The following is a 12,183-nucleotide window of genomic DNA, read 5'->3' on the forward strand; positions in this document are numbered from 1 at the left end:
TTTGTTATTGTTGTTCCTGCACGATCCCCTATAGCTCAATTGGCAGAGCGTTCGACTGTTAATCGAAAGGTTCCTGGTTCAAGTCCAGGTGGGGGAGCCAAGGCGATATTGTCTGACGGTTTTGTTGTGAAACCGTCAGACAATTATTGCTTTTCGTGCGCAGGAATGTTCGGTTTTGATTTCAACCGCAAATTACTGCTAAGATTTACTTGCCTCATTCCCCTATAGCTCAATTGGCAGAGCGTTCGACTGTTAATCGAAAGGTTCCTGGTTCAAGTCCAGGTGGGGGAGCCAAAGAGACATTGTCTCTGACCAAAAGGACCCCCGCACTTCAGCTGAAGTGCGGGGGTCCTTTTGTTGTTTGGTGCTAGATTTGCGGCACCATCCGGGGCCGCACGATGAGCCACAGCGCGGCAATGGCCAGCAGGATGCAGCCGCCCATGATGATGGCCATGGGTGTTGCTGTTGTCACACCAATGAAGCCCACAACCGGGGTGATGATGCCGGCGAAGCCGAAGGTGGTGGCTCCGAGCAGCGAGGCTGCGGTGCCGGCCTGGCTGCCATTGCGGGCCAGCCCCATGACCTGGACGGAGGGGAACATGAACCCTGTGGCGCAAATGAAGAACCACAGCGGCACCATGACACCCCACAGTCCAAGGCCCAGCTGGTCACAGACCACCATGGCGATGGCGGCAGCCACCTGCGCCACCGTGGCCCAGGCGATGACCCACTGCGGACCGGTGTGGCGCATGATGCGGGAGGCAATCTGAACACCAGCCACCACACCCAGGGAGTTCACCGCAAAGAGGTAGCCATACTGTTGGGGTGTGAAGCCAAAGGTGTCCTGAAAGAGGAACGTGGAGGCCGACAGATAGGTGAACAAGGCGGCAAAGTTGAAGCCGCCCACGACCAAGGTGCCCACAAAGATCCTGTCACTGAACACGACCTTATAGCGGTCGGCGACGCTCACGCCGTCGGACTGCCGCTTTTCAGGAGGCAGGGTCTCGACGATGAACACGAAGGCGGCCACCACCACCAACGCGCCATACCCGGCCAGGAACCAGAAGATGCCAGGCCAATGCATGATGCCCAGCAGTTGCGAGCCGATCACGGGGGCGAGAATGGGGGCCATGCCGTTGACGAGGGCCATGCGGGAGAGCATCCGCACCAGCTGGTAGCCGCCAAAGAGGTCGCGCACCATGGCCATCGCCACGACACCGCCGCCGGCCGCGCCGATGCCCTGCAGTACGCGGAAGACGCCCAGCATGGTGATGTCGGTGGACAGTGCCGCACCAATCGAGGCGCCCACATGCAAGGCGGTCGCCAGGATCAGCGGCATCCGGCGGCCAAACTTGTCGCTGAAGGGCCCCACAATGAGTTGCCCGGCCGCAAAGCCGATGGTGGTGGCCGTCAGGGTCAGCTGGACCGCCGTGGCGCTGACGCCCAGCTCCTCGCCAATGATGGGAAAAGCCGGCAGGTAAAGATCGATCGTGAACGGTCCAAGGGCGGTCAGCAGCCCCAGCACCAGAACGTAGATGAGCTTTTGCCGGCGGGACAGCGCGTCCCCGGGGTGGGTCAAGTTGGTCAACTAAGGAATCCTTGCAAGAAATCATGTGCGTGCGAATGAAGAACAGGCGTCGAATGCTGTGCCCAGAGTTTATGGTATGCGGAAAATGCCCCAACCAAGCACGACGGCTTTACTTGTGTTCCGCTTCACAAGAACCAACAACTCCGGGACGAGCTTTACTATTCCGCAACAAAGTACCGGCTTGGCGGGACCCGCCGCCGCGCCGATGGATGGTAATTTTGACCATACGGCAATGTTCGTCAAACGGACGCTGCAAAGATTTCGGGTTCGTGCACTCCTTGGCTCGCAAGTGGCACGAACCCTCATTAAGAAGGCGGTCTCAGTGACGGATGCGCAAACGGACGTGCATGTCGCGTCGGAGGGAAACCGAACGGCTGACGGGTCAACGCTCGTGGAGGCACTTAAAACCACTGCCAGGCTTGTCCCGCGCCAGCTGAACGACGAAGTTGAATTGGCCAAGCTGGAACTCGGGGACAAGAAATCACGCCTCGGCGGGATTGCCGTGTTCGCGGGAACTGCCCTGGTGTTCCTGGTGCTGCTGGTCATCGCCCTGACGGTCGCCGGGATCGCCGGGCTGGCCACCGTCATGCCGCTGTGGCTGTCGGCGTTGCTCGTGAGCGCCGGCCTGCTGGTGGTCATTGGCATCTGTGCCCTGGTGGCCTACAAGAAATCCAAGGCCCTGCTGCCGATCATTCCGGAGCATGCGTGGCGAGGCATCCGCCACGACCTGGGCATTGCCCGTCATGGCCGCGACTTTGACCCGGGGACCCTTGACGCGCCGGTGCTGACCCGCGCTGAAAAGAAGGCACGCGACGCACAGGCCGCCGAAGACAAGGCCCGGGCCGCTGCGGAACGGGTTGCCAAGGAGGCCGAGCACGGACCCCAGGCCAGCACCTCCGAGCTGATTAAGCGTACGGAAGCACGCCGGGCGCACCTGCTCGATCTGCGCGAGGAGCTGGTGGAGGAGGCCGACGTCAAGAAGCAGGCAGGCTATTTCCTTGACACAGCCAAGAACAAGGCCATGGATAAGGTCAACCGGTTCACCGGCGGCACCGCCAGTCAGGCGACAGCGCTGGTGAAGGAGCGGTGGAAGCCACTTGCTGTCCTTGCCGGATCGGGCACCCTCTGTATCGTGTTGTTGCGAAAGTTGATAAAGAAATAGCTCCGCCCAGCAAGGACACACGGGAGCGCACGGACGCAGCCTTGATTGACACGGCCATTGCACGCACAACTATCAGGGGAGGTGACTGACATGCCCGAAAACTCACGGACCTACATGGATAGCTCCAATGCGATCTTCACCATCCCCAATGTCATCACCATCGTCCGGTTCCTCGGCACCCCCTTGTTCGTCTGGCTGGTGCTGGCCCGGCAGGAATACGGTTGGGGCGTTTTCGTCCTGGCCATGATGGGCTGCACCGACTGGATCGACGGATTTGTTGCCCGCAAGCTGAATCAAACGTCCCAGCTGGGCCGGGTCATGGACCCGCTGGCTGACCGGGTGGCCCTGGTCGCCGTCGTCATCACCATGGTCCTTGCCGGCTTCCTGCCCCTGTGGCTGCTGCTGCTTTTGGTGATTCTCGACGCCGTCCTGCTGGCGGTCACGCTGTACTACTTCCGGGGAGACGCGGACCTGAAGGTCACCTTGCTCGGGAAGACCCGGACTGCGGCGCTCATGATTGGCACGCCGATGCTGCTGCTGGCCAAGGCGCTCGATTCTGATTTCACTGCCATACTGGCCTGGGTGTTCCTCGGCGCCGGCATGGTCATGCATGTCATTGCGTTTACCCAATATCTGGTTTTAGTGCTTGCCAAGCACCGTGAGCTGCACCTGCCGGACGGTGGCAGGGCGGGCCACCCATGATGTGGGTTGCCGTGGTGTGTGCCGTGGCAGGAGCCTTTTTCCTTGCCTTCGGCGCACAACGCCAGGGCAGCGCCGTCAGTAACAACACCGGAGGACTAGCCCTGGGCGGCTCGGGGTTCGTGCGGCTGCTGTCCAACCCGCGCTGGGTTTTGGGACTGCTCCTACTCGGTGTGGGAACCGCACTGAATGTTGTGGCACTGACCCTTGGCACCTTGACGGTGGTGCAGCCCATCGGGGCCATCGCCCTGGTGATCACCACCATCGTCAACTCCCGCGACCAAGGGATCAGGCTCAACCGTGCAACAGTGGTTTCCATCACCGCATGTGTCGCAGGCAGCGCCCTGTTTGTGCTGATGGCGGTGAATGTTGTCCGTGAAAACACGCACGTCACCGTCACGCAAGAGCTGACGGTGGTACTGCTGCTGTCCATCGTGGTGATCTTCTTCGGCGGCGCCCTGGTCTTGTTTAAGCAGCGGCTCAAATCATTTTTCTACATCATCGGCTCGGGCATGCTGTTCGGTTTCGTGGCGGTCCTGACACGCATCATCTCCAAACAGATCTTTGACCCGAACGGTCTTTATCTGCTGAACGTCCAGTGGTACTCGGTCATCGCCATCGCCGCTGCTGGCGGACTGGGCAGCTGGTTCGTGCAAAGCGCTTACGCCAACGGGCCTCCGGACTTAGTCATTGCGGGCCTGACTGTGATCGACCCCATAGTGGGCATCGCCATTGGAATAGCCATTTTGGGTGAGTTGCGCGACGACGTTCCGCCAGTCGTTGCAATTGCCATGGCAGGTGCCGCGATCCTTGCTATCGTTGGGGTTATCGCGTTGTCCAGACACCACCCGGACGTGGTCAAACGGCGTCGAGCTGCAAAAAAGGAACAACGTAAGCAATGAGCCGGCCACAGCCAGGCACCCAGCCAACAGGAGTTTTATCTGTGACATCCACCCCGAGTGAAAGCGCCCAAAAACCGCTCACCATCTTGATCGCGGCCGACACCTACCCGCCGCACATCAACGGGGCCGCGCAGTTCTGCCTCCGCCTGGCGACGGGGATGACAGCCAGAGGACACAACGTTCATGTGATGGCCTGCCGTGAAGACGGCGGCCCCATGTTCACCGAGCAGCGCCCCGAAGCAACCGTCCACCGCCTGCGTTCCCGCCCGGTGCCCACGCACGAATACTTCAGGATCTGCCTGCCGTGGGAAATCAAGAGGGACATTGCCGCACTATTTGATGTGATCAAGCCGGATGTGGTGCACGTGCAAAGCCACTACATGATCGGTGAGCACGTGGTGTACGAGGCAGCACGCCGCGGCATCCGGATCATTGCAACCAACCACTTCATGCCGCAAAACCTGAACCCGTTCCTGCCGTTCCCGCAGTGGTTCAAGAACATTGTGGGCCGCGTGTCATGGCGTGACATGGGCAAGGTGATGAGTCGGGCCGATGTCGTCACCACGCCTACGCCGCTGGCGGCAAAGGCCATGCATGAGCACGCCTTCCTGCGCAAGGTGCTGCCGCTCTCCAACGGCATCGAATCCGGCAACTATGAGCTGGCCGAGGGTGAGAGCATTCCCCGCAACGAATTCCCCACCGTGGCGTTTGTTGGCCGTCTCGCTGAGGAAAAGCACATTGACGTCCTGATCGACGCGATCGCCAAGACCCCGGTGGAATTGAACCTGCAGTTGGTTGTTGTTGGCGGCGGCGAGGTCAAGAACGCGCTCAAGGTGCAAAGTGAAAAGTTGGGGCTGTCCTCAAGGGTCAGCTTCACCGGACTCATCAGCGACGAGGAACTGCGCGAGATTTACCTCAAGGCCGACCTCTTCGTCATGCCCGGCACCGCCGAACTGCAGTCATTGGTCACCCTTGAAGCCATGAGCGCCTCCACCCCCGTGGTGCTGGCCAACGCCATGGCCCTGCCCCACCTGGTCGACGAAGGTGTGAACGGCTACCTGTTCACACCCAACGACAGCGAAGACCTGGCGCAGAAGATCACCACCATCATGCAACTCTCACCCGAGGACAGGGCGGCCATGGGCGAGGCCAGCCACAGCATGGTGGCCCGCCACGGCCTGGCCAAGACACTTGACACCTTCGAAGACATATATCGTGGCGGAAGCTACGAGGATCACGCAGTTTAGGCGCTGAGCTATTAGTATTGTGGGAGTGCTTTTCCCAGTTGCGTATTCTTACGGGGCGAAGCACCCTGCACGGGGCCATAGCTCAGCTGGTTAGAGCGCGGGACTCATAATCCTAAGGTCCTCGGTTCAAGTCCGAGTGGCCCTACGTGTATAGCCGCAGGTCAGAGACCCTTTTCAGGGATTCTGGCCTGCGGCTTTTTGTTTTTCAATGCCGGGGGTAGTCGTTGCCATCCGCCCCTGGCAGACCGGCCGCATTTGGCAACGACTACCCCCGCAGCTTCGGAATCCGTCCGTGCCGGCCGCATTTGGCAACGGCTACCCCCGCAGCTTCGGAATCCGTCCGTGCCGGCCGCATTTGGCAACGGCTACCCCCGCAGCTTCGGAATCCGTCCGTGCCGGCCGCATTTGGCAACGACTACCCCGGCGCGTGTCCCGGCGCGTGTCCAGCCGGGCGGTCAGCCATGTGCAATGTTGCGGCCATCACGTCCGGTGCGGTAAGTTACTCATCAGTAACATGTTTGGTGTTGGCCGAACAGTTGGCTGTTCAGTGATGAGTTCAAGCAAAGGAATGCCCGTGTCGAAGGCTGCAGTAGATATCAACAACCTCCCGTACGCCGATGGCGACTTCTACGGATTTGAGCAGCTGCTCTCCGAGACGGAACGGGAACGACTGCACGAAATTCGCGATTTCCTGGCCAAAGAAGTCAAACCCATTGCCATTGATTGCTGGAACCGCGGCGAATTCCCCATGGAGATCATCCCGAAGCTCGCCGAGCTGGACATCATGAGCCCCGTCCACCGGCAGGGGCACTCCAGCCTCTTTGCCGGACTTGCCCACGCCGAATTCACTCGCGCGGACGCCTCCATCGCCACATTCATGGGCGTCCATGACGGACTGTTCACCGGCTCCATCGAGGCGTTGGCCTCCAACGAGCAAAAGGCGGCCTGGCTCCCGGACATCTACGCCCTGAAGAAGATCGGCGCCTTCGGCCTGACCGAACCCCTCGGCGGCTCGGACGTAGCCGGCGGCACGCGCACCACCGCCGTCCGCGAGGGCGAGAACTGGATCCTGAACGGCGCCAAACGCTGGATTGGCAACGCCACCTTTTCCGACTGGGTTGTCATCTTCGCCCGCGACGTAGCCGACAACCAGGTCAAGGCGTTCCTCGTCGACACCACCTTGGACGGTTACGGTGCCACGAAAATTGAAAACAAGACGGCCCTGCGCACCGTCCAAAACGCAGACATCACACTTGAGAATGTTGTGGTGCCGCACGAATACAAGCTGGCCGGCGGCAACAGCTTCCGTGACACCAACAAGGTCTTGAAGGTCACCCGCCTCGCCGTTGCCTGGCAGGCTGTGGGCCAGCAGATGGCCGCCTTTGACGTGGCCCGCCGCTACGCCGTGGAACGCGAACAGTTCGGCCGGCCCATCGCCTCGTTCCAGCTGGTGCAGGACCAGCTGGTGAAAATGCTGGGCAACACCGTCGCCTCCACCGGCATGATGGTGCGCCTGTCGCAGCTCGAAGACCTGGGCCAGGCGAAGGATGAGCAGTCGGCGCTGGCCAAGGCGTTCACCACTGCCCGGATGCGTGAAACCGTGGCCATGGGCCGCAGCCTTCTGGGCGGCAACGGCATTGTCACCGACTTTGAAATGGCAAAGATCTTCGCCGACGCCGAGGCCATCTACTCCTACGAAGGCACCTACGAGATCAACACCCTCGTGACGGGCCGTGCCATCACCGGCATCTCTGCCATCATCTAATTACGGGTTCAGGGGGAGCAGGACCGAGGGGCGCAGGTCCATGACAAATTGCAGTGGATCAAGGTATTCCTCCCCTCGACGCACGCCCCAGTGCAGGCAGCTGGCACCGGCGGCGTCGCAGTGCGTGGGCCCCTGCACCAGTCCAACGCTCTGGGCCGCAAGCACCGGATCGCCGGCCTGCAGCGTGGAGGTGACGGGTTCAAAACTGAGCCGCAGACCGCCGGCAACTGTGATGGTCAGCACCGCCCTGTTAACCACGACGCCGGAAAAACTCACCACCCCAGTGGTTGGCGCCACCACCGCGGCGCCCTGGGCTGCAGCCAAGTCCACGCCGCGATGTCCGCTCAGCCACGGCTTGGCAGGCGGATCGAAGGTGTGCACCACCGCAGGTGTCCCTGCCAGCGGCCACTGCCAGGCGAGGGAGGCTGGCAGGGGAGTGGCCGCCGTCGTGCTTAATGCGGCGGGACCGGGCAGGAAGGCCAAGACCAGCAGGATTCCGCCCAACATGGACATTTTCCGGGTGGCTGACAGGGTGCGCATCTGACAATCGTGCGCCCGGAAGCCGGGCAAAAATAGGTCCCTGTGCCGGAATGTGGACGACGACCCTGGTTGTGTGGGGTGTGGGGGAATGAACTGGTCAGGGGGCATTGCCGCGCTGTAGTAACATTGAGGGAGCAGTGTGCTGTTTGTGCACTGACTTCGCACACCCCACCCTGATGAGGTATTCGAGAATGATCTTGGATCCTGCTGATGGATTGTGCCCATACGGTCCGCCTCACGGTGGTTTATGGAATGCGCGATGGGTGTCAGGAGCAATGGAACCTAGTCGGGCAACCGGTTTGGGACCAAGGCTGAACAACCGTAAAACTAACAAGAAGGAGCGTCGGCATGCCCGTCGTAACAATGCGCCAGCTGCTTGACAGCGGCGTCCACTTTGGACACCAGACCCGCCGTTGGAACCCGAAGATGAAGCGATTCATCCTGACCGAGCGCAACGGCATCTACATCATCGACCTGCAGCAGTCACTGTCTTTCATTGACCGCGCCTACGAGTTCGTGAAGGCCACCGTTGCACACGGCGGCACCGTACTCTTCGTCGGCACCAAGAAGCAGGCTCAGGAAGCAATCGCCGAGCAGGCTACACGTGTTGGCCAGCCCTACGTGAACCAGCGCTGGTTGGGTGGCATGCTCACCAACTTCCAGACGGTTTCCAAGCGCATCTCGCGCATGAAGGAACTCGAAGAGATCGACTTCGACGACGTTGCCGGCTCAAACCACACCAAGAAGGAGCTCCTGCTCCTCAAGCGTGAACTCACCAAGCTGCAGACCAACCTCGGTGGTATCCGCAACCTGACCAAGGCACCGTCCGTGATCTGGGTTGTTGACACACCCAAGGAACACCTCGCCATCGACGAGGCACACAAGCTGAACATCCCCGTTGTTGCCATCCTGGACTCCAACTGCAACCCTGACGAAGTTGATTTCCCGATCCCGGGCAACGACGACGCCATCCGCTCCGTTGCACTGTTGACCCGCGTCATTGCCGATGCTGTTGCAGAAGGCCTGATCGCCCGCAACAACAAGGCAACCGGCAACGCAGAAGCACCGGCTGAGCCCTTGGCTGAGTGGGAGCGCGAACTCCTCGAAGGCGAAAAGGCTGCTGAAGCACCGGCAGAAGCTGCTGCTGAAGTTGCTGTTGAGGCACCGGCCGAGGCTGCTGCTGAAGCTGTTGTTGAGGCACCGGCCGAGGCTGCTGCTGAAGTTGCTGTTGAGGCACCGGCAGAAGCTGCTGCTGAAGCTGCAACCGAGAAGTAAAACACTTTTCTTCGGCCCTTGATGGGTTCCACCTGAGGAAATCCATCTCGGCCACACTTAAGGAATCAGATGCTGGCAGGATCGCACCGCCCACAAGGCGCAGCGGTCCTGCCAGAACTGGCCTAAACCAGATTTACATACTCAAACATCTACACTGAGGGGTTCATATGGCGAACTACACCGCCGCTGATATTAAGGCTCTGCGCGAGCGCACAGGCGCAGGCATGATGGACGTCAAGAAGGCTCTCGACGAGGCCAACGGCGACGCCGAGAAGGCCATGGAGCTCATTCGCATCAAGGGCCTCAAGGGTGCCACCAAGCGCGAAGGCCGCTCAACCGCTGAAGGCCTCGTTGCCGCAGCCGTTGACAACGGTGTTGGTGTCATGGTTGAAGTCAACTGCGAGACTGACTTCGTTGCCAAGGCTGCCCCCTTCATCGAATTCTCCAACAAGGTACTGGCCACGGCCATCTCTTCCGGCGCAGCCGATGTTGAGACACTGCTGGCAGTTGACGTTGACGGCAAGCCCATGTCCGAGGTTGTCATTGAAGCCGGCGCACTGCTGGGCGAAAAGGTTGCCATTCGCCGCCTGGCCCGCGTCGAAGGTGCCACGGTTGACGCTTACCTGCACAAGACCTCCAAGGACCTTCCCGCACAGGTTGGCGTGCTCTTCGCCGTCGACGGTGACAACCAGGAAGTGGCGCACGACGTAGCCGTGCACATTGCTGCCATGTCCCCGACATTCCTGACCCGCGACGAAGTTGCACAGGACGTCGTTGACAGCGAACGCCGCATCGCCACCGAAACCGCACAGGCAGAGGGCAAGCCGGAAGCTGCCATGACGAAGATCGTTGAAGGCCGCTTGACCGGCTTCTTCAAGGAGATCGTCCTGGTTGACCAGGCTTTCGCCAAGGATGCCAAGAAGAGCGTTGCCACTGTTTTGGCAGACGCAGGCGTCAAGCCTGTCGCCTTCGCGCGTTTCCGCGTCGGAGCATAATTACACATTTCAAGAGCTTCGGGGCAGCTAGCCGCCCCGGCTTGATGTGACGAAGAAGGGGTGACCGCAAACAGCGGTTGCCCCTTCTTCGCATGTAACGTCGGATAAGATTTTAGAGGCACCCAGCACAATGGCACGCAGACAGCCGGCGCGGCAGCAAGCAACGCGCCCAGCCACGGCCCCATGGAAGGCAACATGAGCACAAATATTACGCAGACCGAAGAGACCTGTCCCAGCGCCGTCACCGCGGATGACGCTGCAGCGGTACCCGGCAAACGCCGTCGTGTGTTGTTGAAGCTCTCCGGCGAGGTCTTCGGGGCAGGCAAGCTCGGCGTGGATCCGGACACCATCCGCGACATCGCCAAGCAGATCGCCAGCACGGTGGACAAGGTTGAGGTTGCCATTGTTGTTGGCGGCGGGAACTTCTTCCGCGGCGCAGAGCTCTCCGCCTCCGGCATGGACCGCTCACGCGCGGACTACATGGGCATGCTGGGCACCGTCATGAACTGCCTGGCGCTGCAGGACTTCCTGGAACAAGCCGGCGTGGACACCCGCGTGCAGAGCGCCATCACCATGGGCCAGGTTGCCGAGGCCTACATTCCCCGCCGCGCCATCCGCCACATGGAAAAGAGCCGCGTGGTCATCTTCGGCGCCGGCGCAGGCCTGCCCTACTTCTCCACCGACACCGTCGCAGCCCAGCGTGCGCTGGAAGTCCATGCCGACGTCGTGCTGATGGCCAAAAACGGCGTTGACGGCGTCTACACGGCGGATCCCAAGAAGGACCCCACCGCCGTCAAGCTTGATTCGCTCAGCTACGATGAGGCCATGGCCCGCGACATCCGCGTCATGGACCAGACGGCGTTCAGCCTGTGCAAAGACAACAACGTGACCATGCTCGTCTTCGGCATGGAAGGTGAAGGCAATGTTGCCCGCGCCATTCTGGGCGAAGAGCTGGGCACCCTGGTCACCCCGTAAGCCACCCTCGCAGCATGGGCACAGCCGGGGCCCGCTCACGGTAGGATAGTTTCAGAATTGCCGTGGGCATTTGCCGCGGAAAGATTGTGTAGACATTTATTGAGGGAGAGACGCGTGATCGAAGATACCTTGCTCGAAGCCGAGGAAAAGATGGACAAGGCCGTCGAGGTTGCCAAAGAGGAGTTCTCCGCGGTCCGTACAGGCCGTGCCAACCCCGCCATGTTCCACAAGGTCATGGTTGACTACTACGGGTCTCCGACGCCGTTGCAGCAGCTTGCCGCCTTTGCCGTGCCGGAAGCCCGCACCCTGCTCATCACACCCTTCGACAAGACCTCGATGCACGACATTGAGCGTGCACTGAGCTCTTCCGAGGTTGGTGCCAACCCTTCCAATGACGGCAACGTCATTCGCATCATGATGCCTGAACTGACCCAGGAACGTCGCAAGGAATACGTCAAGATTGTGCGCACCAAGGGTGAAGACGCCAAGATTTCCGTGCGCAACATCCGCCGCAAGGCCAAGGAGCAGCTGGACAAGCTGGTCAAGGATGGGGACGCCGGTGAGGACGAGGGTGTGCGTGCCGAGAAGGAATTGGACGCGCTGACCAAGTCCCACACGGAGAACATCGATGAGCTGCTCAAACGCAAGGAAGTCGAGCTTCTCGAGGTCTAATGAACGACCCCAAGAGTGCGCCGGCCGGTTCCGAGAAGGAGCCGGCCGCGCTAAATCCAGAGCCAGGTCTGATACCGGCACCCGCCGATTACCAGTTCCCCTCCCGCAAGGCCCGCCACCATGCCGAGATGACTGGCATGATTCCCATCATCGTGCCCAATGCCAAGGTGAAGAACGACGCCGGCCCTCGTCAAGGCGCTGATCCCGCCGACACTGTGGCCGGCTCGGGCAAGGATGCGGCTTCGGTTGTGAAAGCTGCTGCGTCGGGCACGCAAGCCGACGAACCGGGCACGGCTGCCAGGGCTGAGAATGCCAAGGCTAAGGACGAGCAGGCCACATCTGCGGGCGCGAAGTCTGCCGGCG

General features: G+C 60.8%; 11 protein-coding genes and 3 tRNA genes. 12 read left to right on the forward strand and 2 right to left on the reverse strand.

The window, feature by feature from the left end; translation table 11 throughout:
- Positions 1 to 24: 24 nt before the first annotated feature.
- Positions 25 to 100: transfer RNA gene (locus art_RS19835), tRNA-Asn, on the forward strand.
- Between the two features lie 118 nt (positions 101 to 218).
- A tRNA-Asn gene (locus tag art_RS19840) sits at positions 219 to 294 on the forward strand.
- Between the two features lie 73 nt (positions 295 to 367).
- On the opposite strand, the gene art_RS19845 is transcribed toward art_RS19840, so the two are convergent.
- Positions 368 to 1,588 carry a multidrug effflux MFS transporter gene (locus art_RS19845; RefSeq protein WP_038467710.1) on the reverse strand — a complete coding sequence of 407 codons (1,221 nt, stop codon included), beginning with the start codon at positions 1,586 to 1,588 and terminating at the stop codon, positions 368 to 370.
- A 322-nt stretch (positions 1,589 to 1,910) separates the two neighbouring features.
- On the opposite strand from art_RS19845, the gene art_RS19850 reads away from it, so the two are divergent.
- From art_RS19850 to art_RS19875, 6 genes are all read left to right on the forward strand, one after another.
- Positions 1,911 to 2,750 carry a phage holin family protein gene (locus tag art_RS19850; RefSeq protein ID WP_157875383.1) on the forward strand — a complete coding sequence of 280 codons (840 nt, stop codon included), beginning with the start codon at positions 1,911 to 1,913 and terminating at the stop codon, positions 2,748 to 2,750.
- Between the two features lie 90 nt (positions 2,751 to 2,840).
- Positions 2,841 to 3,452, forward strand: a complete 612-nt coding sequence (locus art_RS19855; protein ID WP_038467713.1) for a CDP-alcohol phosphatidyltransferase family protein — start codon at positions 2,841 to 2,843, stop codon at positions 3,450 to 3,452.
- Positions 3,449 to 4,351 carry a DMT family transporter gene (locus tag art_RS19860; RefSeq protein WP_038467716.1) on the forward strand — a complete coding sequence of 301 codons (903 nt, stop codon included), beginning with the start codon at positions 3,449 to 3,451 and terminating at the stop codon, positions 4,349 to 4,351. Before art_RS19855 ends, art_RS19860 begins: the two co-directional genes overlap by 4 nt.
- A gap of 41 nt (positions 4,352 to 4,392) precedes the next feature.
- Positions 4,393 to 5,598, forward strand: coding sequence for a glycosyltransferase (locus art_RS19865; protein ID WP_038467719.1), 1,206 nt, complete (start codon positions 4,393 to 4,395; stop codon positions 5,596 to 5,598).
- Positions 5,599 to 5,669: 71 nt separating this feature from the next.
- A tRNA-Ile gene (locus art_RS19870) sits at positions 5,670 to 5,743 on the forward strand.
- Between the two features lie 423 nt (positions 5,744 to 6,166).
- Complete coding sequence (locus art_RS19875) at positions 6,167 to 7,363, forward strand: acyl-CoA dehydrogenase family protein (RefSeq protein WP_225437404.1); 1,197 nt, start codon at positions 6,167 to 6,169, stop codon at positions 7,361 to 7,363.
- On the opposite strand, the gene art_RS19880 is transcribed toward art_RS19875, so the two are convergent.
- A complete protein-coding gene (locus art_RS19880) occupies positions 7,364 to 7,903 on the reverse strand; it encodes a peptidoglycan DD-metalloendopeptidase family protein (RefSeq protein ID WP_225437396.1) in 540 nt (179 codons plus the stop codon).
- Between the two features lie 348 nt (positions 7,904 to 8,251).
- Here art_RS19880 and rpsB point away from each other — a divergent pair, with 348 nt between their 5' ends.
- From rpsB to frr, 4 genes are all read left to right on the forward strand, one after another.
- Positions 8,252 to 9,178 carry a 30S ribosomal protein S2 gene (gene rpsB / locus art_RS19885; RefSeq protein ID WP_038467725.1) on the forward strand — a complete coding sequence of 309 codons (927 nt, stop codon included), beginning with the start codon at positions 8,252 to 8,254 and terminating at the stop codon, positions 9,176 to 9,178.
- Positions 9,179 to 9,345: 167 nt separating this feature from the next.
- Positions 9,346 to 10,173 carry a translation elongation factor Ts gene (gene tsf / locus art_RS19890; RefSeq protein WP_038467728.1) on the forward strand — a complete coding sequence of 276 codons (828 nt, stop codon included), beginning with the start codon at positions 9,346 to 9,348 and terminating at the stop codon, positions 10,171 to 10,173.
- A 195-nt stretch (positions 10,174 to 10,368) separates the two neighbouring features.
- Positions 10,369 to 11,148, forward strand: a complete 780-nt coding sequence (gene pyrH / locus art_RS19895; protein WP_038467732.1) for a UMP kinase — start codon at positions 10,369 to 10,371, stop codon at positions 11,146 to 11,148.
- A gap of 114 nt (positions 11,149 to 11,262) precedes the next feature.
- The gene (gene frr, locus art_RS19900) at positions 11,263 to 11,820 is read left to right on the forward strand and encodes a ribosome recycling factor (protein ID WP_038467735.1); all 558 of its coding nucleotides are present in this window, start codon (positions 11,263 to 11,265) and stop codon (positions 11,818 to 11,820) included.
- Positions 11,821 to 12,183 lie beyond the last annotated feature (363 nt).

The organism is Arthrobacter sp. PAMC 25486, assembly GCF_000785535.1.
Taxonomy (GTDB): domain Bacteria; phylum Actinomycetota; class Actinomycetes; order Actinomycetales; family Micrococcaceae; genus Specibacter.

Coding starts and splice junctions, on each gene's coding strand:
- art_RS19855 (WP_038467713.1), top strand. CDS start 2,841: ATGCCCGAAAACTCACGGACCTACATGGATAGCTCCAATGCGATCTTC.
- art_RS19860 (WP_038467716.1), top strand. CDS start 3,449: ATGATGTGGGTTGCCGTGGTGTGTGCCGTGGCAGGAGCCTTTTTCCTT.
- art_RS19875 (WP_225437404.1), top strand. CDS start 6,167: ATGCCCGTGTCGAAGGCTGCAGTAGATATCAACAACCTCCCGTACGCC.
- art_RS19880 (WP_225437396.1), bottom strand. CDS start 7,903: ATGCGCACCCTGTCAGCCACCCGGAAAATGTCCATGTTGGGCGGAATC.
- rpsB (WP_038467725.1), top strand. CDS start 8,252: ATGCCCGTCGTAACAATGCGCCAGCTGCTTGACAGCGGCGTCCACTTT.
- tsf (WP_038467728.1), top strand. CDS start 9,346: ATGGCGAACTACACCGCCGCTGATATTAAGGCTCTGCGCGAGCGCACA.
- pyrH (WP_038467732.1), top strand. CDS start 10,369: ATGAGCACAAATATTACGCAGACCGAAGAGACCTGTCCCAGCGCCGTC.